Here is a 22106-nt window from a genome sequence, read left to right as displayed (position 1 = left end):
GGTTACTTAAGGTGTTTAAAAGCGGCGATAAACAGGCAAATCCAGCCCAGCATAAAGCACAGGCCGCCAATGGGAGTTATGGGCCCCAGCCAGCGGGCGCCAGTGAGTGCTAAAGCGTAGAGACTGCCACTGAACAGCAGTGTACCTAGTATAAACAGCCCGGCGCTGGCCGTGAGCCAATTGCCCGGTGTTAGTTTAACTAAAATAGCCAACGCTAACAGCGCCAACGCATGGTACATCTGATACTCAACGCCGGTCTGAAAGGCTGATAGTAAGTTGTCCGCAAGCTTATGTTTGAGCCCGTGTGCAGCGAATGCACCGAGGGCGACAGCGATTAAGCCGAAGGCGGCAGCGGTGGCGAGTATCAGCTGTGGCATGGTGGGTTATCTTTAGGTTAAAACAAAAAAGCCGCGCAGGGCGCGGCCTTCCGGTGACAGTGGGCGGGGTTTAGGCAGCCGCTTCCATCATGGTTTTTACTTTTTTCATGGCGTTTTTTTCCAGCTGGCGAATGCGCTCAGCGGATACGCCATACTCGGCGGCCAGATCATGCAAGGTGGATTTACCATCGCTCAGCCAGCGGCGTTGCAAAATGGTACGACTGCGATCATCCAGCTGAGCCATAGCGTTTTCAAGCCCATTGACGTTGGTCGCTTCCCAGTCGGCCGCTTCTAATTGCACTGCCGGATCTTGGCGCTTGTCTTCTAGGTAGTGGGCTGGGGCCACAAAGTGGCTGTCTTCGTCTTCGTTTTCCGGTGCGTCGAAAGCCGCGTCGTAAGAAGACAGGCGGCTTTCCATTTCGCGTACATGCTTAACTTCAACGTTTAAGTCTTCGGCCACGGCCTTAGCTTCATCGTTGGTTAGCCACGCTAAGCGCTTCTTCGCACCGCGTAGGTTAAAGAACAATTTGCGCTGGGCCTTGGTGGTGGCCACTTTGACAATGCGCCAGTTCTTTAGAATAAATTCGTGTATTTCGGCTTTAATCCAGTGCACGGCAAAAGAAACTAAGCGCACGCCTTTTTCTGGGTTGAAGCGTTTTACCGCTTTCATAAGGCCGACATTACCCTCTTGGATTAAATCACCCAAGGGTAGGCCGTAACCGTTGTAGGAACGGGCAATGTGCACAACAAAGCGCAGATGGGCCATAATTAGGCGCCGCGCCGCGTCGACATTGTCGTTGTAGTAAAGGTCTTCAGCGAGGTTTTTCTCTTCCTCTTGGGATAAGACGGAAAAACCGCTGACAGCCTGCACATAGGCGTTGAGGTTCGCCCCTGGCGATAGATTCCCCAATGGCTGTAGGCTAGTGCCCATACTCGTAAACTCCCGAAATTTAACCTTAAGTTGTCCCCAAACCGTTCGATCTGGGGTCGTTTAGTCTAGCATTACTACTTGGAGACTGCCAATAACCAAAAGTTCCCATCTTTTGGTAGTCTTTTCAAGGGCTTAGTACATCTTTACCCAGTTGAGTGGGTGCGGGGGATAAAACCGGCTGTTTACTCTGGTTTTATGGCGCGTAAATGACGCCCCACTGCCAACCAGGCGCCAGCGAGGCCTACTAAGCCGGCCAATAGCACCAACTGTAAGCTGGTGTAAAAGTTAAGCCCCTGCAGGTGAAACTCACTGTGATAAAGGTTGGCAAGTTTTGCCACCGGTACCGACAGCCATCCCAAGCCTAAGGCCAATAAAATCAGCGCAATCACTCCGCCGCCTAAACCGTACCAGAGTCCGGTGTACAAAAACGGGCGGCGCACGTAGGCATCGGTTCCGCCGACAAGCTTCACTACCACGATTTCATCGCGGCGATTTTCAATCGCCAAACGAATGGTGTTGCCAATGACCAGCAATAGACCTAGCACCAAGAGCAACGCTAGAAAGAATACGCCACGCGAGGCGAGATCGATCAATTGCTGCAGCCGTTGTACCCACATCATGTCCAGTTTGGCTTCATCGCTCAGGGCGTGATCGTTAAGTGATGCCAGCAGTTGCTCCAGTGCGGCCCCTTGGCTGGCCTCTGCCCGCGGCTGCACCAGAAGAACCGGGGGCAGAGGGTTTTCCTCTAGATCATTTAAAACCTCACCGAGCCCAGAATGCTGGCGAAACTCGGCCAGGGCATCAGAGGGGCTGATGTAGTCTACCTGCTCAATACCCGCCTGTTGGCTCAACTCCGTGCGCCAACGCTCTATGGCCTCGGGGGCCGTCTGGCGCTTGATAAACACGGAGATTTGGCTGGAGTCCTGCCAGTTGTAGCCCAATGCCTGTACGTTTTGCAGCGCTACATACAAGGTGGCGGGTAGAGCAGTGGCAATGGCGACCACCAGCCAGGTCAGCAAGCTTTGCAGGGGGGAGCGGGTTAGCCGGATAAGGCTTTCAATGGCGCAGGTGCTGTGGTGTGCCTGCCAGGCTTCTAGCCGGTCGCGCCACTGGGTTTTACTGTGAATGGCGCCCTTGGGGCGAGCGGGTACTTGGTTGGGGCGGGCCATTATACGCCCCCGCCGGAGACGACCCGGCCCTGCTCTAGATGCAGTACTCGCCGGTTCATGCGTTCGATGAGGTCGATGTCATGGGTGGCGATTACCAGCGTCATCCCCAGCTCGTTAAACTGGCGGAACAAATTCATAATCTCGGCCGACAACTCGGGGTCGAGGTTGCCGGTGGGCTCATCGGCCAGTACCAATGCGGGTTTGTTGACCACCGCGCGGGCGATACCAACGCGCTGCTGTTCCCCGCCGGATAGCGTTATGGGGTTTTGTCGCTCTTTGTGTAGAAGTCCGACTTTGTCCAGAGCGGCCCGCACCCTGCGGCCAATGTCGGCGTTTTGAAAGCCCGCCACCTGCAGGGGCAAGGCGATATTGTCGAATACACTGCGATCGAACAACAATTGATGGTTCTGAAACACGACGCCGATATCGCGCCGGTAGTGGGCAATCTGTTTGGCGCGGATACGCTCAGTGTTGCGCCCGCCCACCACGACTTGGCCGCTGGTGGGGCGTTCCATCAACATAATGAGCTTCATCAGGGTACTTTTACCGGCGCCGGAGTGGCCGGTTAAAAATACCATTTCGCCGCGCTCAATATGAAAGTCCACCCGGCTTAAGGCGTCTTGCCCGGTAGCGTAGCGCTTGCTGACTCCGCTGAATTGAATCACCGGTTAAACAGGGCCTCAACAAAGGGTTTGGCGGCGAAGGGTTGCAGGTCGTCAATACTTTCACCCACGCCAATAAAGCGCACCGGCAAATTAAATTGCTTAGTTAGGGCAAAAATGACTCCGCCCTTGGCGGTGCCGTCGAGCTTGGTTAAGACTAAACCGCTGACGCCCGCGGCCTCGGTAAAGTGCTTGGCTTGGCTGACGGCGTTTTGGCCTGTGCCGGCATCCAGTACCAGTAGGGTTTCGTGCGGGGCACTGTCATCGAGCTTGCCCATCACGCGACGCACCTTGGACAACTCTTCCATTAGGTGGTCTTTATTGTGCAGACGGCCGGCGGTATCGGCGATGACGACATCCGTGCCGCGCGATTTAGCCGCTTGTACCGCATCGAAAATAACCGAGGCGCTGTCAGCGCCCGTGTGCTGGGCAATAACGGGTACCGCATTGCGCTCGCCCCACACTTGTAGCTGCTCCACCGCGGCGGCGCGGAAGGTATCCCCCGCGGCCAGCATCACCGACTTGCCCTCGTTTTGCAGGCGTTTGGCCAGCTTGCCGATGGTGGTGGTTTTCCCCACCCCATTGACGCCGACAATTAAAATCACAAACGGCGAGTGACTGGTATCGATACTCAGTGGTGCCTCAGCCGGGGCGAGTAGCTCGCCCAGCGCTTCTTGCAGGGCGGTGAACAGCGCTTGTGGGTCAGATAATTGCTTGCGCGCTACCCGGTCGGTGAGATCGGCAATGATGGACTCGGTCGCCTCCATGCCCACATCGGCCACCAACAGCTGGGATTCAATATCCTCCAGCAGCTCGTCGTCGATTTCTTTTTTACCCAAAAATAGATTGCCGAGGCCCTCAGAAAACTGCCCGCTGGTGCGCGACAAACCGCGTTTAATACGACCGAAAAACCCCTCTTTGGCGGGTTTTTCCGGTGGCTCGGAAGCCTGAGTGGCAGGCTCTGGAGCGCTGGACTCTTGTGTGTTGGGCTCAGGCTTTTGGCTGATGTCGGTTTGGGGCTCTTCAGGAGCGCCTTTTTTAAAGCGTTTGAAAAACATGGGTGCAGGTAACCCTTATGGAGAATCAACAAAGGCGCTATCCTACCACTTCTCAGGAGTAGGGAGAGACCGTTGTGTCCAAATCGCGGGCAAGAGCAAAAAAAACCATCGTAAAGCCGCAAGTTTTGCGCATTATTGGCGGTCGTCACCGCGGCCGCAAGCTACCCGTGGCCGATGTAGACGGGCTGCGCCCCACTGGGGATCGCATTCGCGAAACACTATTTAATTGGTTGGCGCCTTGGTTGCCGGGTTCGCGCTGCCTGGATTTATTCGCCGGTACCGGCGCGTTGGGGCTGGAGTCGCTCTCGCGCGGGGCCAGTTTGGTGGAGTTGTGGGAACAGCACCCCGCGGCGGCCAAAGCCATCGCCGAGTCTTTGCAGCTATTGCAGGCGCCCGAGGCACACTTGCGCCGAGGCGACACCTTGGTCGCGCTGGCCCAAGCACCTAAAGAGCCCTTCGATGTGGTGTTTCTCGACCCACCCTTTGCCGCCGATTTGTGGCAAAGCTGCATTGACGCGTTAGCCCCTTGGCTGGCGTCAGAGGCTTGGGTGTACATTGAATCTCCGCTTGAGGCGCGTTATCAGGTGCCAGTTAATTGGCAAGTGCACCGGCAAAAGCAGGCGGGCCGGGTCTGCTATGCTTTGTTTCGGGTGCTATAAGACTGAATAACCACCCGGCGAGTGGTCGGGCTGGTAACGCGCTGATGATTTTTGTAGTATCCGCCCCTTAAAACCCCAATTGAGAATAATGCTATGCGCAAGGTCGTCTACCCGGGCACGTTTGACCCGATCACCAATGGCCACAAAGATCTGGTAGAGCGCGCTTGCCGCCTGTTTGATCATGTCGTCGTCGCTGTGGCAGCCAGTACCCGAAAGCAACCTTTGTTTGATCTGGAAGCTCGGGTGGCGCTGGCGCAAGAGACGCTGGCGCACTTGGATAATGTCGAGGTGTGTGGTTTTGATAACTTGTTGGTGGAGTTCGTTAACGACCAGGGTGCCCATGGCGTATTGCGGGGTTTGCGTGCGGTGTCGGATTTTGAATACGAATTTCAGCTGGCCAATATGAATCGGGCCCTAGACCCGGAAATGGAAAGTTTATTTTTAACTCCGGCGGAGCACCTCTCTTATATCTCCTCATCCATTGTGCGCGAAATCGCCGCGCTAGGCGGTGATGTCAGTAAATTTGTCACGCCCGAGGTTGAACTGGCTCTTAAATCTAAGTTCCAAGAGCGCCGCTAGCCTTGAAGGGGTGTTTGGTGGACGCGCGGGTTTGAATTGCAGTTGAGGGCGTTGTTGGGCATTATGCTGCCCTCGTTTAAAAGCGCTGTTTTGAAAAAGCCGTAGGTCTAATGTCACACAATCTAACATATCAATCACAACGTTTGAGCCACTGGGTGCAGCGAGACGCGATTCCCGTTTGGCTCGAGCGCGGTATTCACCCTGAGCTGGGTGCCAGTGTAGAGCGTTTGACCGCACACGGGCAGGCCGATACTCAAGCGGATGTACGGGTGCGAGTTCAGGCCCGCCAAGCATTCTTTTTTACCGCCTGTGAAGCCTTGGGGTGGTGTGCTGACGGTGCAGCAATCGGTGCGGGTATGTTGAAGTTTGTCGAGACGTGCCAAGTCGAGCCAAGTGTTGGTGGAGGCTTCCCTCGCTTGCTCAGTCCCGAGTTTAAAGTCTGCGATTTCGATCAAGACTTGTACGATCACGCCTTTTTTTTGCTCGCCTACGCTTGGCAATACCGTGTAACAAAAGACGCCTCGGTGCTAGCGAAGGCTGATGCATTAATGCAGTACCTAGATCGAGCTTTTGCCTCACCTTACGGCGGTTGGAGTGAAGGCAATTACGTTTATAAGTGGCGCCGGCAAAATCCCCATATGCATTTGTTCGAAGCTTTTATGGCGCTGTATGAAGCCAGTGGCGATCGGCAATGGTTGCTGCGTGCAGGGCATATATTCGATTTGTTCGAGCGTTTTTTTTTCTGTGCCAAGCAAGGTGTATTGCAAGAGTACTTTTTCTCGGATTGGCGGCTGGCCAGCGGGGCTGATGGCCAAATTATCGAGCCTGGTCATATGTTTGAGTGGGTGTGGTTGTTGGACTGGTATCAGCGCTTATCTGGCCGCGATCTAGGCAACTACTTACAGATATTGTATCGGCGTGCCTATGAGCTGGGCTACCAAAGTGATAGTGGCTTAGTGTGCGATTCTGTCACCGCTGCAGGTGGCATTTTACAGCAGACTAAGCGTTGTTGGGGGCTGACAGAGATGATAAAAGCTTGCCTAGTTATGGCCGAGCATGGTGATCCAGAGGCAGAAGCATTGGCCGCAGTCGGTATTGAGTCACTTTTCACCTATTATTTGTGTGGCATAACTCCCGGCACTTATGTGGATCAACGCGGCGCGGACGATGAAATCGTAGTCGATACCGCACCGGCCAGTACGCTTTATCATTTAATGGTTTTGATCCAGCATCTGCAAGCGTTCCTGGCCGGTCGCGAAGCCAAATAATCACCGCCAATTGACAGTGGATTAGGAATTGTTGGCGGGAACCGTGGTGCTTTTACGAATCACAAATTCCGCCGGTAATACATTTTCTTGTTGTACCAGCTCTTGCCCGTCGAGCAGGCGCAACAGTATATCCATCGCCAAGCGGCCCATTTCATCTGCCGGTTGAGTCACCGTAGTTAAGCTCGGGTCGCAATAGCGCGCATAGCTAATATCATCAAACCCAGTTACCGAAATATCTTCCGGCACTTTTAGCCCTTGCGCTTTAAAGGTTTGGACCGCCCCAATTGCCATTTCATCATTCATACAAAACACCGCTGTTGGCAGTGGCGTCATGTGGCAAAACTGCTTGGCGCTGTTGAGACCCGACCAAGCGGTGTAATCCCCCTCGGCAAGTAATGCGTGGTCGTGCTCTATACCAGCGACCGCTAGCGCTTCATAAAAACCCGCTAAGCGGTCTTTAGTGTGAGGGTTTGTGCTAGGGCCGGAAATAACCCCAATTCGGCGGTGACCGAGGGAAATTAAATACTCCACCACAGAGCGCGCTGCGCCGCGGTTGTCGATTCGCACTCGCGGTCCGGAGCTGGCTTCGCAGTCAGACACTTTGACATAAGGTATGTCCTCGCCAATGGCGAGAGGTGAGCTTGGGTTATCGGGATGCAATTGAATAACGCCATCGGCCATACGCGTTTCTACCCGCTGCACATAGGCTTTCTCTCGCTCGGGCAGGCCGTGGGTGTTGCCCAACAAAACCGCATAGCCTTTTTGTTGGGCGCGCTCTTCGATTGCCCGCACAATTTGCGCTGAAAACGGGTTGGTGATGTTGGGTACTAAAACCACTATGGTATGGCTTTTCGCTGAACGAAAGCTGCGTGCCAGCATATTCGGCCGGTAGCCCACCCGCTCAATGGCCGCATGCACTTTGTCCAACCGAGCCTGCGACACTTTATGGGGGTCACTAAGCGCACGCGAAACCGTCGCGACGGAAACCCCAGCTTCTTTGGCTACATCTCGAATGTTGGACACGGCAGGCTCGTTTGGTTTTTTGTTGGTGTGGTGGGATATTAGCATACTGGTGGGAGTGGGTTGGCCTTGGTGGCTCTTAGGTTATACGCCGGGCCTCAACCATCTGGCTTTCTCGGCAACATATTATCGCTGGGATGAAAATAAGATTTCGACTTTTGGAGTAGGTGCTTTTTACTGCAAAAGGTAACCAAGTCGCTCATGCGCAAAATCCAGGCTAGCTTGTGGGCGTTTTCAGTGCATTAACCTTCTTTATACAAGCTGACCCACTAAAATAAACCTGAGCTTGCCTCACTTTAGTGGGTACATTAGGTCAGGCATCTGGAGGTGAAAGTGCTGAACTATACAAACCCATGTAAAGCATGGGAATATTCAAGAGAGTTTAACGTTCGGACGGTAAAAATGAGCTGCTGTACGACTGTGAACTTGCCCCATTTTAGTAACATCACCTAGATGATGTTCGTTTGATTTTTGTGACAGGCTGTAAGGGACGTTATGAATCCGGTTGATATTGGCAAGGCCTACGATCAAATCACGCACTTATGGCAGAGTGAGAAGTTTAATCTTTTAAATGGTATAGAACCTCACAAGAAGGCTGTTTCTTTTGTTAAAACCACCGGTACGGCGTTGGATATTGGGTGTGGCTGTACGGGCAGATTTATCGATTTGTTATTGGCTGAAGGCTTTACCCCAGAAGGGGTGGATATATCTGCAAAGAAAATTTCTCTGGCCCAAAAGAAGCATCCAGAACTTACCTTTTACCATAAAGATATTTGTACGTGGGCTATACCTCGAAAATACGATTTTATTACAGCGTGGGATAGTCTTTGGCATATTCCATTGAATGAGCAGAGACGTGTTCTTACCAAAATCGTCGAGAGTTTAAACAAAGGCGGGGTGTTTATCTTCTCTTTCGGAGGAACGGACGAGCCTGATGATCACACGGACAGTTTTATGGGCCCGGAGGTCTACTATTCAACCTTGGGCACGAGCGGCTTCTTATCTGTATTAATGGAGCTTGGGTGCATATGCAAGCATCTTGAATTTGATCAACACCCAGAATTTCATGCATACATTATCGTACAAAAAGCCTAAAAGGCGTACGTTGATAAGGGTAAAAACGAAGGTATTTATCTTTTAGGTGTTTGTCTTCAGTTCCATAACCTAGATATTTTGAGCCGCCCTATAATAGTGGTGAAAGCCTCGATTCCCAGCTTTTAATACGTTTTCACCAGTCGTCCAAGTATTGTTCGACCATCCTGTTTACTCCTGCTGGAGCTTCCATTTTATCTCCCGATTCGTTTTGGCCTGAGCCGTCGTGGCCCTGAATAAGGACTGAAATGTCAGTGGTTTGAGCGCTCCATATCTTCCTCGGTGGCCTTCTTTGTGGGTGTTCAAGCATGTTCTTCATGCCTATTGATCTTCCTTTGTCGATTTATATATACAATTATTTGGCTGAAAAATGGCCTTGACTTTAACTCCCAAGCTGTTAATTTGTCTGATAAATCGATTTAGTAGAACGTTTTAGTAAATCGGTTTATAGGGTTGCCATGGATGAAAGCCAATTATTTATATAAAAACCAATACGGCACCACGCCGTAAAAGGGGAGTTTATGAAAATTAAATTAAATAAAATCAATAAGGTACTGCAAAGCCATAGATCCCAAACCTTGATTTGTAGTACGGCTTTAGTTGCTGTTTTAACAGCGCCAACTGCAATCGCTCAAGAGAGCCAAAGCTCGCAAGCAGACGGTAAGATTGAAGAGGTTGTGGTTACCGGGATGCGAAGCTCGTTAACCAATGCGCTCGCCGAAAAGCGCGAGTCGAATAATTTAGTTGAGGTGATTCAAGCGGTTGATATCGGTAAATTACCCGATCAGAATTTAGCCGAGGTGCTGGAAAATGTTTCCGGTATCCAGATTACCCGAACCGCCGGTGTGGGTACCGGTGTTCAAATACGTGGCACCAATGCTAACCGAACCGAGATTAACGGCGTATCGACTGTGGGCTCGGGGGCCGGGCGAAGCGGCATCAGTTTTGATGATGTGTCAGCCAGTATTATTTCAGCGGTTGAGGTCACAAAAGCGCCCGATGCAAAAACGATTGAAGGCTCTGTTGGTGGCACTATAAATTTAAGAACCATTCGCCCGCTTGAGCTAAATGAAACTCTGGCGGCGGTTAGAATTCAAGGGGAGTCAAGCAGCCTCTCTGATGATGGGATGACGCCACGTTTCTCTGGTACCTATGGCGACAACTGGGAGACAAGTGCTGGTAACTTTGGTGTTGTGATTAGTGGTAGCTATGCTGAGCAAGATGTTACTGCATTCCGACCGCGCGTAGACCGGGATCATGTTGTCACCTCCGATGGCGGCACCGCCAATGCGCAAGATTTCGATTTTCTTGGCATACAATTCTTAAATCAAGATTACGATAATTTCGAATATGAAACCGTAAATTTTTCCGGCTCACTTGAGTGGGAACCCAATGATGATATGCGTTTGTATTTTGACAGTATCGTCAATGATCAAGAGCGATACTCAGAAAGTGTCGCCGTGCAAGCGTCGGGCGTCAGTGATCTGATTGGCGTGTCGGTGCCTAGTGAATTCGAAACTGTAGACTTTGGCTCTTTAGGTGGTCAAGACCTTGGCAGTATTCAGGCGGCAATCAAGGGTGTTATTCCTGTTGAAGACGGAGGGGCCGATCCGAACTTACGTTTTGCCGGAGATACCATCTCGCGTGTTACTAAGAGTGAAATTTTTAGGCTCGGCGGTGATTGGAGTGGTGAAAACTTAAAGACCACCGTAGAGTTGTCATCCTCGAGATCGGAGTCGACCAAACCTCAAATTAACACAACGCTTAACTTCATAAATCCTAATGCAGCGGTTAATTCATCCAATGAAAACGGAACTCCGTTTGTGTATGATTTAACAGGTGGATCCTTGGCTTTTGACATTGCATTCGATGAGGCTAATGCTCCCAGCGCTGAAGATATGATGAACCCGGCTAACTATATGCTGCGTTCGGTAGACACCGCGCGGGATCTCACCGAAAACACAGAAGATGCGTTCCGTACCGATTTCGAATACAATCTTGACTGGTCTGTATTCACCACGCTGGATTTTGGCTATCGCTACAGTAAAGCCACCAGTATGACGGATCAGATCCGTGCTAACGTCAGCTTGCGCAACTACGACGACAGCCCAACAGGCGATCTTTTCGCTGAGTTGCTTACCGCCGGCCCTGATAACTTTGGCGATGCTGACGGGCGGGATTTGTTTGTACAAGACTTCCTTATGATCAACCCAGATATGATCGCTGCCGATCAGGATAACGTGTTGAGTTTGCTCAATGATGCCGTAACCGCTCATGGCGGCTCAATACCAGTTACCGCACCAACCTCGGAAGTCGATGCCTTCTTTGATATCGAAGAAACTACCAACGCACTTTACGCACAGGCCAATTTTTCTACTAACTATATTCGCGGTAATATCGGTCTGCGTTATCTGGAAACGGAAGTTGCCTCAACCGGAAACTCGACCACAACCGATGGTGATGGAAATCCGACGGTTTCACTCGTTACGACTGTTCGCGATTACGACTTCTTGCTGCCCAGACTTAACATTGTGGCTGACCTGACTGATGAAATCGTGCTGCGGGCGGGTTGGGGTAAAGACATCCGTCGTCCGGACTTTAACGACCTCTCAACTTCAGTGACTTACCCGCTGAGCCCTAACACTTCTGTGGCGGTGGGAAATCCGGGGCTGACTCCAGAAGAGGTTACCTCGTTCGATATTTCTGCTGAATGGTACTTTGCTGAAGCAAGTGTATTAAGCATCGGCTACTTCCATAAAACCCGTAAAGATTTGCATGTAGGTCAGCAAAATAACCCCTACGAAGATCCAGAAACTGGTTACCGGGATATTGTCGGGCCTGAGTGTGAAGAGGGGGGGATCTGGAATCCTATCGCGGATATCAACGTATTTGGCCCTGTAGGTGTCGGTGTATGTGTGCCATGGGCCACTACTATCAACGACACTGGTGAGACAACTCAGGAAGGGGTTGAGTTGGCAATACAGTACGACCTGGCAGGATTTGAGGATCAGCTTGGTTGGGCGTCAGGGTTCGGTATATTGGCAAACTACACCTTTCAGGAATTTTCTGGCGGCGAGGCTGTTGATACAGCGACAAGCCGTGCCAGCGCAATCTTTGCAGCATCAACGGGCAACGATGATATAGACGTTTCCGCAAAACAGCAATTGATAGACCTGTCTGAGAATGCCTATAACTTTACGCTCTACTATGAAAAATACGGGCTGTCGGCTCGTATGCGTTATACCTGGCGTGAAGCATATCGCTCAGAGGACTTCGGTAGCACCTTTAACTACCCGTGGGGCTTTCCGGTAGTACAAGAAGACCGCGGTCAGCTTAATGCTAGCGTGAGTTACGATGTAACTGACCAGCTCAATATAGGTATTGAAGCGGTCAATTTAACGGAGTCTAAAGTGGAGCAGTCTTGTGTTAATGAAGGCGCATTGTTGTGCTTCCAAGGTCTTACTGATCGTCGTGTGACCGTTGGTGCTAGTTATCGTTGGTAGGCCTTTAGTGTTACTGCGTTAATGTTTTAAATGATCAATGCAGACGCTTAGGTTGTGTACAAATCTTATTGAATGTTCGTGGACACTATGCCGTATCCAGTACGGCATAGTGTCTTTGAGCCACTTATTATAAATTTGGCTCCAAAGCTGTCTGCTATTACTCACAATGTGTTCGGGAACTATAGAGTATGAAAATTTTTAAAGTACTGTTGAGTGCGGTGATATTTGTTTCGCTTGCCGTTGATGCTAAAGAACAAAAACATTATAGCCTCACCGATGCTGACGTGACGGTTGTCCGTGGTGTTATTACCGCCTCTACGTTGACCGATCAAGCCGGTGAAAATTATCGGCCAAATATTGTTATTGCCGGTACACTGGATGACCAGAAAATCACTGGGATTGGCGATAGAGTTTTTCAAGCTAAAGGTTTAGCCAGTGTGAAGCTCCCTGCAGAGTTAACCTCTATTGGCAACTTTGCCTTTCAGAATAATCGTTTAACCGAGGTGGATTTGCCCGATAGTCTTACCACTATCGGAGAGGGAGCATTTGAGTTTAACGGCATAACCCATGTGGATTTTCCCGCGGGAATTACCCGTATTGCTGATTGGGCTTTTGCCACGAATAGTGTTGTTGAAGTGACTTGGCCGGATGGACTAACCGCTGTAGGCGATAGTGCTTTTCGCGACAACAGTTTGATTGTCGTTGATCTACCGGCGGGGGCGACTTCTATTGGCGAGTTTTCTTTTCAGAATAACCGTATTATCCAGGTTAATTTTCCCGCTGGGCTGACAACCATTGAGCACAGTGCGTTTAATGTGAACTTTCTCACCCACGTAGACTTGCCGGCCGGCCTTAAAGTTATTGAGGATAGTGCTTTTCGCGATAATCGCTTAACCAGTATCGAATTGCCGGAGGGGTTAGAGTCTATTGGCTATAAATCCTTTCTCGCCAATCGCTTAACTCAGGTGGAATTGCCTGCAAGTCTTAATTATATTGGCGAAGAGGTTTTCAAAATTAACGAAGGATTTGAAGGGTTTACTCTGCCTGAATCTACAATTGATGGCTCTGAAGTGAAATGGCAAGAAGGTAGTGGTGTTGTGGTACAGGGCGGCTATTTTGTTAAACCTGAGGATTTTGAAAAAAGCTATACCGTAATCGTGAAAGAATAATCAGGTTAAAGGCGGTTTTATGGGGCGGCGATATAGTCTATTTTAACGCCGCTGTTTGTTAAAGATTGTATAACGCTGTCTTTATAAGCCGAGCCGCCTTTATCTGTCTGAATCACAAATCTGTAATCAGTGTCGTTGTTTAATAATCGCGCTATCTCGGTAGACAACGCCTCGATACTCAATGATTCCTTGTGTATTGAAGTAAATACTTCGTCGCTATTATTGATGGCAATCATTACCAGCTCTGGCTTATCGCCAGAGGTGTATAAGGTGGTGTCTTTATCGCATGCGCTGAGTACCGGCGCGAGCAATACCCAAAGTGTTAGAAATCTAACGTGTCTGCTACGCATTAATAAATTTTATGTGTTCGTTAAGGCGCCAAAAAATACAAACCTGTATTATTGACCCAAAGACAAGCATCAGCCAGTCAAAGGAGCTTGCAGAGATTGATAGAGCTTGGCTCAATACTCCAATGATGACGCCAAAGGCTAAAGAGATGACAAATGCTTTGACCGAGATAGGAAGTGCTAGGGCCGTCATTCTTGCTATATAATCAGTACCATCGTCACCTTTATTAGAATGGTAAGTAAAACTTACCCCAAAAATAAGAATTCCGATCATTACAATCGCTTCAATCAAAACCGCCATTAGGCTAGCGTGAGGTGTCAATGCAGTGAGATAAATGGCAATTGTCACAAATATTGAAGCTGCTAAGTAGTATTTACGCCATTCGTTTTGATTGACATTATGGTTTTTAATGTCTTTAGAGAGAGCGGCAGTTTTCCAGATGTACATAATCATTCCTTATTTTAATTATTCTAGAGTTGTCGACTGTGTAAGTTCTAGCAAGCTTCTGCTACCGATTTTCCTGATTATTATGAAAATAATGACATTGATTCATCTGTGTGGCAAGTTGTTAGCGAGCCAGGTCAAATTATAAGCATTGTCAAATTATGGGTAGCGTTAACCCCGAAAAATGTAACTAATTATGCTCGGCAGTTGCAAAAAGATCTAATACTTACCGCAGGTCAATATCTTATTTTGTTGCAATAAAAACTAATGCTGCAATCGCCATTGCCCAGCCCGCTAATGCCGCGACTTTCCAAACACGCTCCGGGTGTCTTTCAATTAAGGGCTTGTGCTTGGCGGTCAGCCAGTTAGGGTTGGGGCGTTTGATATCACGCAACCATTCAGAAAGTGCTTCGTAGCGCTGCGCGGGTTGTATATAAAGAGATTTTTCCAAAGCTCGGTCTAGCCAGACAGGAACAAGGGGGTTAAATTGTAGGGCGGACCGGTAAGTAAGCTTTTGAAATTGTACTAACGACATGGCTTTGCCGTAGGCGTCACCATAAGGGTGTTTTCCGGTTAGCATTTCATAGACTAAAACAGCGAGAGAGAACTGATCCGAGCGCGGGCCGGTGAGGCCACCGTAACGGTACTCGGGCGCGGAATAATCCAGTGTCCCCAGCACCTTGTCGGCGGCAATGGGTGAGGCCATCTCTTCAATGCCGGCAACCCAGCAAGAACCAAAATCAATCAAGCAGGCTCCCCAGCGTCCCATAACAATATTGTCGGGTTTTAAATCTTGATGCAGGGTGTCTTTACGGTGCAGGGCACGCACGCCGGTAACCAGTTGTTCGGCAAGCTCAATGGCATCGGCCACGGCGAAAGGCGCCCGCTGGTGAATCAGCTCCCCGAGGGTGGGGCCGGGAATATATTCGGTTAAATAATACAGGCAGGTGCGTGTTTGGCTGGGCTCGACTACTCGCACTACTTGGCGGTTGTTGAGTCGTGAGCCAATCCAGGACTCGCGCACAAAGCGCTCAATAAACGCGGCATCGTCTTGATAATTGGGAGACGGGGTTTTCATTACTAATAAAGTGCCATCGGCCCGCTTTACTAAGTAAACCTGGCTGCGCTCAGATTCGTGCAGAATTTTTTCCACCGTTAAGCCGTCAAGACTTTGGCCAACGTCCAGTATCGGGGGGAAGGGCAGGCGCGATAAAACAGTAATAGCGTCACTTTCACTGGGCCTGCCCACGTCATCGATTCGTGCTGCCTGTACACTGATATTATCTTGTGAACCATTGGCAAACGCTGTGTCGTGCAGGGCTTGAACAAGGGTGTCGAGGTTAGGTGTCTGCTCGATATGCTGCGCCAAGTCGCGCGCACTGATGACATCGTGCAGTCCATCGGTACTGAGCAGGTAGATGTCGCCGCGCTCAATCTCGTGAGATTGCATATCCACTTCCAGGGATAAATCAGCTCCCAGTGCGCGCGTTAAGTAAGTAGTGCTGTGGTCAACACGCTGACTGTGGTCCCGTGTTAGTTGCTCTAAGCTGCCGTGGCGGTATCGGTAAATGCGGCTGTCACCGATGTGAAAGGTGAACATCTTATCGCCTTTTATAATCAGCAGCGACAGCGTGGTTAGATGGCCTTCTTGTCGAACACTGTTCTGGCTTTGGCTCCAAAGGTATCGATTGAGCGATTGAATCACACGATTGGCCGACTGTCCGGTACGCCAGGTGTCGGGGGTGGCGTAGTAGTCGGCCAAAAAACCTGTGATCGCGGTTTGACTGGCTTGCTTGGCTGATTGGGAGCTGCTCACCCCGTCGGCAATGGCCAGAGCGATGCCTTTAGTTGCTAACGCGGCGCCCTCGGGGAAACGAGCCCCGACGGTATCTTGATTTTCATCTTTGCGGCCAGCCGCACTGATTTGAGCAAAGCTGACTGCCAGAGAGGACTGTAAATGTTCCATAGGCGCGCTATTAGAATTATCGTTGCCTGTCATCATAGCGCGTCCCCAAGCCAGCGCAAACGCGCCGGCATTATGGTTTTTAATATTAGGTAAGTTCGATCTGAGTGATTGAACCATCATCGTTGACTTCGTGCATGTGCCCGGCCGGCTCTTCTAAAAACTGCACGATCAGAAAAATAATCAGCGCCGAGCCGCCAATGACCATAAAGAAGGTACTGGCATCGACAAAGCTGTAAACCGTTAAAAATGTTACGGCACCCACATTGCCAAATGCGCCAGCCATACCGGCAATTTGCCCGGTCATGCGTCGCTTCACCAGTGGTACCATGGCAAATACGGCGCCTTCACCGGCTTGTACAAAGAACGAGCAAAACATGACTGCTGCAACCGCCAGGGGAATCGGCCAGCTACCGCTGACTTGTGACAAAGTGAAGTAACCAATAGTAAGGCCGATAATAAAAATCGACATGGATAGTCGACGGCCAAATTTATCGCTGATGTAGCCACCACCAGGGCGAGCCACTAAGTTCATAAAGGCGTAAGCGGCGCCCAAGGCCCCTGCTGCTGCCAGTGACATACCCTCAAAGGTCTCTAAGAAAAAGGCGGGCAGCATTGATACGACCGCCAGCTCAGAGCCGAAAGTCACAAAATAAGCCCAGTCTAAAATGGCCACTTGCTTAAATTTGTACTTGTCGTGCTCGGCTACCGCGCCACCTTGCAACAACTCTTTATTGACCTTGTAAATCTGGCTGAACTGATAGCCGCACAGCACCGCTAATAATAAGTACATAACATAAGTCATGGTTTGACTCAGTAAGCCGACCCCTGCGGGGGACAACTTCCAGGCCAGAACGGCTAAGATAATATACATCGGCAGGTTCATGGCCAGATAAAAATAGAAGTCTTGTTTGCTGGTAACTTCCAGGCCGCCGGTTTTCTTGGGCTTAAAGTAGGTTGAGCCTTTGGGGGTGTTGCGCGCTCGCAAATAAAAGACCACTGAGTAGGCCAATGCCATTAAGCCGGTACAGGCAATCGCATAGCGCCAGCCATCTTCGCCACCAAACATTAGCGCTACCGTAGGCAGTGTGAAAGCTGCTGCTGCGGAGCCGAAATTACCCCAGCCACCGTAAACGCCTTCGGCTAAGCCGACATTGCGCGCAGGGAACCACTCCCCAACCAGTCGAATGCCAATAACAAAGCCGGCGCCGACAAAGCCTAGCAAAAAACGGAACAGGGCCAATTGTTCGTAACTTTGAGCACTGGCGAAGGCCAGGCACATAAGACCACCGGCCGCGAGCAATAGAGTGTACACAATACGCGGGCCGAATTTATCGACCAGTATGCCGATAATTATCCGGGCGGGAATGGTTAACGCCACATTGAGTATCAATAATGCCTTCCATTGAGCTATGCTCATATCGAAGGCTTCCATTATCAATGGTTTCAACGGCGCATGGGAAAACCAAACGACAAAGGTGAGAAAAAAGGCAAACCACGTAAGGTGTAAAAGCCTGATATTGGCCTTGGTAAGATCGACTAAATTTAACTTTTGTGAGTTCATTGCGCGAAATCCATCGGGTAAATTGGGCAAACTGTCATTGCGGTGATGTGTGTCCGCACATGGCAAAACAGCTATAGAGCAATGGTTGTGCCAGCTCACAATGCTGCGCATTGGTGCGCCGCGTTGAGCTTATGCTGTGCGGCCGGTCAAGGTGAGTGTTATATAATGGTGCTTGTGTTGGTGGTGTTTGGTGGCCTTGTTGCATATTGGGGCGCGCTTAGGGGGTCATGGCTGGTGCAAAAAACACGCAGGTGCACGGAACTGGTTCACGGGGGTTTATTGAATTCTATGGTCGAGCGCGGAGAAGTGTGTGACAGATAACCAAAAATTTACTGAGATCCGCTCCTTGCTTGGGCTCGCGACTAATCAGCGAGCACCTGTAACGGTCTCTGCCTTACACAGTGTCGATCATGACTTTTATCAAGCTGAAGATATCTGGCCCGCCTATCAGGCCTTACCCTATGGGAGCAATGCGGGTTTAGCTGGGCTGTACGCCACGTGGTTGGCCAAGGCCTTGGCTGACAACCTTTTAGTACCAGAAGATCTGCAGTCATATAAAGAGCAGTTACTGAACCGTATCCTTACTTACGTGGTGAGCGATGAATCGTTGCAACTAACAGTACTGCACGGTAACCGCCGCGCCCTCGATCAGTGCTTCTTTCATTTGCAAACTTGGTACAACGGCTTAGGGGCCAGCGGTAGAAAATTTGTCGAGCGTGTCGAGTTATTGTGTGGGGCTATGCAGTCTGACACCAGTGTTTGGGCCCAAGCGCTTGAAGACTTCAATAAACTTGGTGACCGCGAGTTGGATAAGGCAGCAATGTTAGCCGAGCGCATGCAAGTTTCAGAGTTAGGTCGTATTCGGGCTGCCACGGCGCAACAAAAAGTGACCGATATTTACAATCACGTGGTTGCCCGACGGATGCTGCCAGAGTCAGCACTGGTGTTTATCGAAGAGGTCATTTTACCAAGCTTGCAGTTCGCTTTGATAAACGGCGATGATCACGATTCTGAGCGAAATTTTTGGGAGCGTTCGTTGCGCTTACTGGTCTGGGCACTGAACCCAGAAAAGTCAGAGGAGGATCGGCAAGCATTCTTTCAAAAAGGTCCAGCGTTACTATCGCAATTAGAAACGGCCAAAGCCAATCAAGTATGCACACCTGATGTTTACCAAAGCCATCTGGATGATTTGTCGACTCAGGTGATTACGCTGCTGAAAGGCCAGACCATAGATACGGTGGAGGCCGCTAAAAAACAAGAGTCAGAAGATGCAGAATCCCTGAAACAGTTGCAAACTGGAGCGGCGCAGCATCAGTTTGCCAGTGGGGATTGGATTGAATTTAATGATGGTCAGCAGCGCTTGCGTTGTCAGTTCTTAATGCAAGCGCCGGGCACAGACAAATTATTATTTGTGAACCGTAACGGTCATAAAGTGTTGCAAAAGTCAGTGGCAGAGATTGCCGCTTGCTTTGATGCTGGTATCGCCCATGAAATACCCCACCTGCCGGTTTTGTCGGCAGCGCTAACGGCAGTCAATGCCAGAATGGGTCAGTTGCAACAACAACTTGAAGCCCGCGCTCAGGTCAAACAACTTGAGCGGCAAAGGCTGGAGCGTAAAGCACTTGAGATTAAGCAGGCCAAGGCAAAAGTGCAGGCAGAGCGCAAGGTCGCTGAAGCCAAAGCGCGCGCTGAGGCGGAGCGCTTAGCGCAGGAGAAAATTGAACGCGAACGACAAGAGCGCGAACAGCAAGAAGCGGAACAGCGCGAAGCTAAAGAACAGGCCATGCGCGACCTGATCGATCAGCTCACCCTGGGTACCTGGGCCGATTTACCTACAGAAGCTGGTAAAACCGTGCGTTGTAAATTGGCGGTAAGCTTGCGCTCAACGGGTAAGTATATATTTGTCGACCGGGTGGGGACTAAGGTGGCCGAGTTGAAATACGACGAGCTGCTTGAGTTTTTACTGCAGGGCAAGGCTGTTTTTTATCAGCCGGAGCAAGGGTTTGAAAATCGGTTGGAGAATATTGTGCGTGGCTTAAGGCGCACTGAATAACAATGATAAAGGATAGATAGCAAATGTCTCACGCCACAACGTCGCCAGATCAACGTCAAGAATATCGGTTAAATGCCTCCGAAACCGTCTACCTTGAGCTGGAAGCTGGCCAAGATAATGAGCCGGCTAAAATTGTGATTAGCCGCTCTACCGACTTGTCCGCTAATGGCTTGCAGGTGGAGTTAGATCGTCCCTTGCCAGCAGGTCATATCTACCCGTTGTGTATACAGCTGCAAAACCCAGAGGTGCGTTTTGTCTTGACCGGTGAGGTTAAGTGGTGTCGTTCGGCGGTTGGCCGGTATCAGGTGGGGATTGCGTTATTCGAGTCGGATAATACCGCCATTCAGGCCTGGAAAGAGGAGGTCGCTCGGCGTTTAGCGGCGCAATAATAGCCAACCATTACCAGAAAGGGTTCTCGGTATCGTTAACGCTGTTTTAAGCCTGTACATTTAGCCGAAGGCCTCTTAAGCTCCTCTACTAATAGATGCCCAGAAGGCACTAATAATTAAAAACGACTAAGCCCGAGGTGATAAACGTGGCGATACCCTCTTCTCATAAGCTCTCTCTCTTGGAAAAAAGCGGTTACGCCATGGGCGACGCCGCGGCTAACCTAGTCTGGCGCGGTGCTCTGGCCTATTTGGCTGTGTTTTATACCGATACCTTAGGTATTTCTGCGGCCGCAGCGGCCATACTCTTGCTGATTGTACGCGTCTCTGATGGTATCACCGATATCGTGATGGGCATGATCGCCGATCGCACTCAGTCTAAGCACGGCAAGTTTCGCCCATGGGTTTTGTGGTCAGCCCCGGTGCTGGGCTTGTTTATGGTGTTGTCATTCACCGCGCCGGATGTCAGCTTAGAAATGAAGTTGGTATGGGCTTATTTCACCTATATAGGTTTAACCCTCGCTTACACTGTTAATAACGTACCTTATTCGGCCCTTATGGGCGTGATGACACCGAGCCATGAAGAGCGCAGCGTACTTTCTGGTTACCGTTTTGCGGGGGCATTTTTAGGCGGTGTATTAGTTATGGGCTTTACCCCAGATTTAGTCGCTTTTTTTGGTCAGGGTGATGAGGCTAAAGGTTATCAGCAAACGATGTATGTATTTGCGGCGCTCTTGGTGCTGTTGTGTTTAATGACTTTTTTTACTACCAAAGAGCGGGTGCAGCCGACAAAGACCAGTGGCTCGCTGGGCCAAGAACTTAAGGATTTATTGGGCAACCTGCCGTTTATTGTGGTGCCGCTGTTGTCGATCTCCCTGTTCTTTTACTACCGCAATCTATACTCAGGTTTGTTTTTTGCCGTGGTTATGGCGTTCACTTGGTTCGCTGTGCAAAAACTGATTAGAAAACCAGAAAGTGAAACCACCCCATCGCAACGCGACCTGATCGATTTGTTAACCAATAAACCTTGGTTAATGATTCTCGGGCTTGGCTTTTTAACCATGCTGTTTAATGGCATTAAATATGGGGTGATTGCCTATTACTTCAAACACTTTATTCACGATCCAACCCTGACCGGTCGCTACTTTATAGCCCTGTTGATTACTTCTATTATCGCGGCGCTAGTCTGTGGTTACTTTTCGCGTCTAGTGGGGAAAAAAGCCTTATTTATTGCCTCTTTGTTGATCAGTGGTGTGTTGACCGGTTGTATCTCTTTTTTAGGGGCGGGGGATGTGAAAATCTTATTTATACTCGGTTGTGCCGCCGAATTTTTTGCCGCATTTATGCCGGTACTGGTTTTCAGTATGCTGGGCGATGCTGCCGATTACTCTGAGTGGAAGCACGGCCGACGCGCCACGGGCTTGTTCTATTCGGCGGGCACTTTTATTCAGAAAACCGGCGGCGGCTTTGCCGGGGCTTTGGTGTTAGTGGTGCTGGGTTCGTACGGTTATGTCGGCACCGACCCCAGCACCATCGCGCAAACCACCGATGGCATGATTTTGCTAATGAGTTGGATTCCGGCCGTCTTTGCTTTTATCGCTGTCTTATTGCTGATTGTTTACCCGCTCAGCTCTGAGCGCATGAGTGAAATTGAAGCCGATTTGGAAGCGAGAAGGGCACAAGTCGCTTAACGCTAAAGATAAATCCACGTCTATTCAAAAGGGCTGACTATTCAGCCCTTTTTCGTTTCTGCACAATATGTTGATACCGTTAAAGACTAAAGCGTGCTGAGTTTTATTAGAGATGCTCTTAAGCTTTTGATTTGTTTTAAATGTAAATCCATTCAATAGCTTGAACAGAA

At 50.1% G+C, this 22106-nt stretch carries 19 protein-coding genes; 9 read left to right on the top strand and 10 right to left on the bottom strand.

Translation table 11 applies throughout. From position 1 onward, the window contains the following. Positions 1 to 2: 2 nt before the first annotated feature. From Q4526_RS01210 to ftsY, 5 genes are all read right to left on the bottom strand, one after another. A complete protein-coding gene (locus Q4526_RS01210) occupies positions 3 to 377 on the bottom strand; it encodes a DUF423 domain-containing protein (protein ID WP_215974885.1) in 375 nt (124 codons plus the stop codon). Between the two features lie 70 nt (positions 378 to 447). Then, a complete protein-coding gene (rpoH, locus tag Q4526_RS01205; RefSeq protein ID WP_215974884.1) occupies positions 448 to 1308 on the bottom strand; it encodes an RNA polymerase sigma factor RpoH in 861 nt (286 codons plus the stop codon). Positions 1309 to 1490: 182 nt separating this feature from the next. After that, the gene (gene ftsX / locus Q4526_RS01200) at positions 1491 to 2477 is read right to left on the bottom strand and encodes a permease-like cell division protein FtsX (protein ID WP_215974883.1); all 987 of its coding nucleotides are present in this window, start codon (positions 2475 to 2477) and stop codon (positions 1491 to 1493) included. Next, positions 2477 to 3142: a cell division ATP-binding protein FtsE gene (gene ftsE / locus Q4526_RS01195; protein WP_215974882.1), complete on the bottom strand. Its 666-nt coding sequence runs from the start codon at positions 3140 to 3142 to the stop codon at positions 2477 to 2479. Before ftsE ends, ftsX begins: the two co-directional genes overlap by 1 nt. Then, on the bottom strand, positions 3139 to 4197 hold the full coding sequence (gene ftsY, locus Q4526_RS01190) for a signal recognition particle-docking protein FtsY (RefSeq protein WP_215974881.1): 1059 nt from the start codon (positions 4195 to 4197) through the stop codon (positions 3139 to 3141). The genes ftsE and ftsY overlap by 4 nt, the downstream gene beginning before the upstream one ends. Positions 4198 to 4271: 74 nt before the next feature. Here ftsY and rsmD point away from each other — a divergent pair, with 74 nt between their 5' ends. From rsmD to Q4526_RS01175, 3 genes are all read left to right on the top strand, one after another. After that, positions 4272 to 4856 carry a 16S rRNA (guanine(966)-N(2))-methyltransferase RsmD gene (gene rsmD / locus Q4526_RS01185; RefSeq protein ID WP_303609497.1) on the top strand — a complete coding sequence of 195 codons (585 nt, stop codon included), beginning with the start codon at positions 4272 to 4274 and terminating at the stop codon, positions 4854 to 4856. A 93-nt stretch (positions 4857 to 4949) separates the two neighbouring features. Beyond that, a complete protein-coding gene (coaD, locus tag Q4526_RS01180) occupies positions 4950 to 5435 on the top strand; it encodes a pantetheine-phosphate adenylyltransferase (RefSeq protein ID WP_215974880.1) in 486 nt (161 codons plus the stop codon). A gap of 110 nt (positions 5436 to 5545) precedes the next feature. Beyond that, a complete protein-coding gene (locus tag Q4526_RS01175) occupies positions 5546 to 6703 on the top strand; it encodes an AGE family epimerase/isomerase (protein ID WP_215974879.1) in 1158 nt (385 codons plus the stop codon). 21 nt (positions 6704 to 6724) lie between these two features. On the opposite strand, the gene Q4526_RS01170 is transcribed toward Q4526_RS01175, so the two are convergent. Next, positions 6725 to 7726 carry a LacI family DNA-binding transcriptional regulator gene (locus Q4526_RS01170; protein ID WP_215974878.1) on the bottom strand — a complete coding sequence of 334 codons (1002 nt, stop codon included), beginning with the start codon at positions 7724 to 7726 and terminating at the stop codon, positions 6725 to 6727. Positions 7727 to 8218: 492 nt separating this feature from the next. Here Q4526_RS01170 and Q4526_RS01165 point away from each other — a divergent pair, with 492 nt between their 5' ends. The 3 genes from Q4526_RS01165 to Q4526_RS01155 all read left to right on the top strand — a co-directional run bounded on the left by Q4526_RS01165 (position 8219) and on the right by Q4526_RS01155 (position 13487). Further along, positions 8219 to 8818 carry a trans-aconitate 2-methyltransferase gene (locus Q4526_RS01165; RefSeq protein WP_215974877.1) on the top strand — a complete coding sequence of 200 codons (600 nt, stop codon included), beginning with the start codon at positions 8219 to 8221 and terminating at the stop codon, positions 8816 to 8818. A gap of 518 nt (positions 8819 to 9336) precedes the next feature. Next, positions 9337 to 12318 carry a TonB-dependent receptor gene (locus Q4526_RS01160; protein WP_215974876.1) on the top strand — a complete coding sequence of 994 codons (2982 nt, stop codon included), beginning with the start codon at positions 9337 to 9339 and terminating at the stop codon, positions 12316 to 12318. Positions 12319 to 12506: 188 nt separating this feature from the next. Further along, complete coding sequence (locus tag Q4526_RS01155; RefSeq protein ID WP_215974875.1) at positions 12507 to 13487, top strand: leucine-rich repeat domain-containing protein; 981 nt, start codon at positions 12507 to 12509, stop codon at positions 13485 to 13487. A gap of 17 nt (positions 13488 to 13504) precedes the next feature. Here the strand turns inward: Q4526_RS01155 and Q4526_RS01150 are convergent, their stop codons facing one another. The 4 genes from Q4526_RS01150 to Q4526_RS01135 form a co-directional block, all read right to left on the bottom strand. Next, complete coding sequence (locus Q4526_RS01150; protein ID WP_215974874.1) at positions 13505 to 13837, bottom strand: hypothetical protein; 333 nt, start codon at positions 13835 to 13837, stop codon at positions 13505 to 13507. Further along, positions 13830 to 14282: a hypothetical protein gene (locus Q4526_RS01145; RefSeq protein ID WP_215974873.1), complete on the bottom strand. Its 453-nt coding sequence runs from the start codon at positions 14280 to 14282 to the stop codon at positions 13830 to 13832. Before Q4526_RS01145 ends, Q4526_RS01150 begins: the two co-directional genes overlap by 8 nt. 241 nt (positions 14283 to 14523) lie before the next feature. Then, positions 14524 to 16245 (bottom strand): bifunctional protein-serine/threonine kinase/phosphatase, encoded by a 1722-nt coding sequence (locus Q4526_RS01140; protein ID WP_215974939.1) that lies wholly within the window; start codon positions 16243 to 16245, stop codon positions 14524 to 14526. Positions 16246 to 16330: 85 nt separating this feature from the next. After that, complete coding sequence (locus Q4526_RS01135) at positions 16331 to 17806, bottom strand: NarK family nitrate/nitrite MFS transporter (protein ID WP_215974872.1); 1476 nt, start codon at positions 17804 to 17806, stop codon at positions 16331 to 16333. A 310-nt stretch (positions 17807 to 18116) separates the two neighbouring features. Between Q4526_RS01135 and Q4526_RS01130 the strand changes: the two genes are divergently transcribed. From Q4526_RS01130 to Q4526_RS01120, 3 genes are all read left to right on the top strand, one after another. Then, positions 18117 to 19859 (top strand): DUF1631 family protein, encoded by a 1743-nt coding sequence (locus tag Q4526_RS01130; protein ID WP_215974871.1) that lies wholly within the window; start codon positions 18117 to 18119, stop codon positions 19857 to 19859. A 23-nt stretch (positions 19860 to 19882) separates the two neighbouring features. Then, positions 19883 to 20248 carry a PilZ domain-containing protein gene (locus Q4526_RS01125; protein WP_215974870.1) on the top strand — a complete coding sequence of 122 codons (366 nt, stop codon included), beginning with the start codon at positions 19883 to 19885 and terminating at the stop codon, positions 20246 to 20248. Positions 20249 to 20394: 146 nt separating this feature from the next. Continuing rightward, positions 20395 to 21936: an MFS transporter gene (locus tag Q4526_RS01120; protein ID WP_215974869.1), complete on the top strand. Its 1542-nt coding sequence runs from the start codon at positions 20395 to 20397 to the stop codon at positions 21934 to 21936. Positions 21937 to 22106 lie beyond the last annotated feature (170 nt).

Origin of the sequence: Gilvimarinus sp. 2_MG-2023 (assembly GCF_030547685.1) — a bacterium.
Classification (GTDB): Bacteria; Pseudomonadota; Gammaproteobacteria; order Pseudomonadales; family Cellvibrionaceae; genus Gilvimarinus.
Note: the sequence above shows the minus strand (reverse complement) of the source record. Positions and strands in the feature narration are given on the sequence as shown.

Bases quoted from the DNA above. Each gene is read 5' to 3' on its own strand.
- Q4526_RS01210 (WP_215974885.1), bottom strand. From the start codon at position 377: ATGCCACAGCTGATACTCGCCACCGCTGCCGCCTTCGGCTTAATCGCT.
- rpoH (WP_215974884.1), bottom strand. From the start codon at position 1,308: ATGGGCACTAGCCTACAGCCATTGGGGAATCTATCGCCAGGGGCGAAC.
- ftsX (WP_215974883.1), bottom strand. From the start codon at position 2,477: ATGGCCCGCCCCAACCAAGTACCCGCTCGCCCCAAGGGCGCCATTCAC.
- ftsY (WP_215974881.1), bottom strand. From the start codon at position 4,197: ATGTTTTTCAAACGCTTTAAAAAAGGCGCTCCTGAAGAGCCCCAAACC.
- coaD (WP_215974880.1), top strand. From the start codon at position 4,950: ATGCGCAAGGTCGTCTACCCGGGCACGTTTGACCCGATCACCAATGGC.
- Q4526_RS01175 (WP_215974879.1), top strand. From the start codon at position 5,546: ATGTCACACAATCTAACATATCAATCACAACGTTTGAGCCACTGGGTG.
- Q4526_RS01165 (WP_215974877.1), top strand. From the start codon at position 8,219: ATGAATCCGGTTGATATTGGCAAGGCCTACGATCAAATCACGCACTTA.
- Q4526_RS01160 (WP_215974876.1), top strand. From the start codon at position 9,337: ATGAAAATTAAATTAAATAAAATCAATAAGGTACTGCAAAGCCATAGA.
- Q4526_RS01155 (WP_215974875.1), top strand. From the start codon at position 12,507: ATGAAAATTTTTAAAGTACTGTTGAGTGCGGTGATATTTGTTTCGCTT.
- Q4526_RS01150 (WP_215974874.1), bottom strand. From the start codon at position 13,837: ATGCGTAGCAGACACGTTAGATTTCTAACACTTTGGGTATTGCTCGCG.
- Q4526_RS01145 (WP_215974873.1), bottom strand. From the start codon at position 14,282: ATGTACATCTGGAAAACTGCCGCTCTCTCTAAAGACATTAAAAACCAT.
- Q4526_RS01140 (WP_215974939.1), bottom strand. From the start codon at position 16,245: ATGGAACATTTACAGTCCTCTCTGGCAGTCAGCTTTGCTCAAATCAGT.
- Q4526_RS01135 (WP_215974872.1), bottom strand. From the start codon at position 17,806: ATGAACTCACAAAAGTTAAATTTAGTCGATCTTACCAAGGCCAATATC.
- Q4526_RS01125 (WP_215974870.1), top strand. From the start codon at position 19,883: ATGTCTCACGCCACAACGTCGCCAGATCAACGTCAAGAATATCGGTTA.